This is a genomic window from Nostoc sp. (assembly GCF_036917315.1).
GTDB lineage: Bacteria > Cyanobacteriota > Cyanobacteriia > Cyanobacteriales > Nostocaceae > Nostoc.
Genome location: NZ_JBALDR010000036.1, coordinates 1 through 1,162, shown reverse-complemented (window position 1 = coordinate 1,162; position 1,162 = coordinate 1). Strand labels below are relative to the sequence as shown.

Sequence of the window (1,162 nt, the reverse complement as noted above, 5' to 3'; positions counted from 1 at the left end):
GCAGGGCTGTTTCATTCCACAAGGGCAAGAAGTTTGTCAATATCATGAGAGAGAAATCTTTGAGAAATTGTGATGGAAGTATGACCATTTCGACGCAGTATATTGAGAGCGATCGCTCTCAATATGGAAAGATTTGCAGGTGCATTGCCCATACGGATCGTTGAATTATCTTCTTTGAACACAACATCTTTCACCCAATGGAGGCAATTTTCAATACCCCAATGACCGCGAATACCGAGAGAAAACTCCTTCGCGCCTGCTATCAGACTGCTAATATAACAGACAATTTCATGATATTTCTTACCCTTTCTAGTGCCAATTCTTTCGACCCTAATTAAAGATTGTATTCCCGTCCATTCTGGGTCAATTCCATTGACATCATGGAAGACTTCAACAGTACGCGTTGTTAATCTATCTCTAGTCTTTTCTGTCTCAATTATACGATAAGTAGGTTTTTTGGTGGCGGCAATGTGTTGAATATGACGATGTAGTTTGGGTTGATTATCTTTCACGGCAATAACGTAATCGTTACCACCTTCAATAATTATTTTGCAAGTTTTTTTTGGCAATGTAAGGAATCAAAGCTCAAGACTACATCTTCTATACCCAATGCTGTAACTAGCTCTTGCACAACTTGGATTTCGCTTTTCTGCTGGTTCTCAAATTTCTCCATCCCCACAACTAACCCTCTTTTGCCCGCAAATACTGATACTATGCTGACAAAGTTCTGATTAGATGAACTATAGTTTTGCACTGTACCTTTAATACTTTTACCGTCTATGGCACACCATTCTGATACTTCTAAATCAACATAATTTTTAGCCCAATCATTAAATTTTTCTGCCAGTTTATCGAAATCCACTCCCATGACTACACGTCGGATTGTTGAATATGAGGGAACTCCATGTTTTTGTCTACCAAATTTCTCTATTAATACCCGTCTATGCCTTTTGACAAAATCTCCCCATGCACGATATCCGACATATCCACTCATAGTGCCCATTATTACAAGCAGCAATACCAACCAAAGTGGATGTCTTCGACCATCAGTTGTTCTGAAATCTTCAACTTGTCGCAAATGTTCAATCAGAGAAGTACCCATGATTTTTATCCCCTCAACACTTGCAATTTTACCTGTTTTAGGGAATGAAACAGCCCTGCC

At 39.2% G+C, this 1,162-nt stretch carries 1 pseudogene; it reads right to left on the bottom strand.

What is annotated here, in order from left to right:
- Window positions 1-11 precede the first annotated feature (11 nt).
- A pseudogene (locus tag V7K84_RS16925) lies at window positions 12-1,078 on the bottom strand (ISAs1 family transposase); the annotation flags it as partial.
- Between the last annotated feature and the right edge of the window lie 84 nt (window positions 1,079-1,162).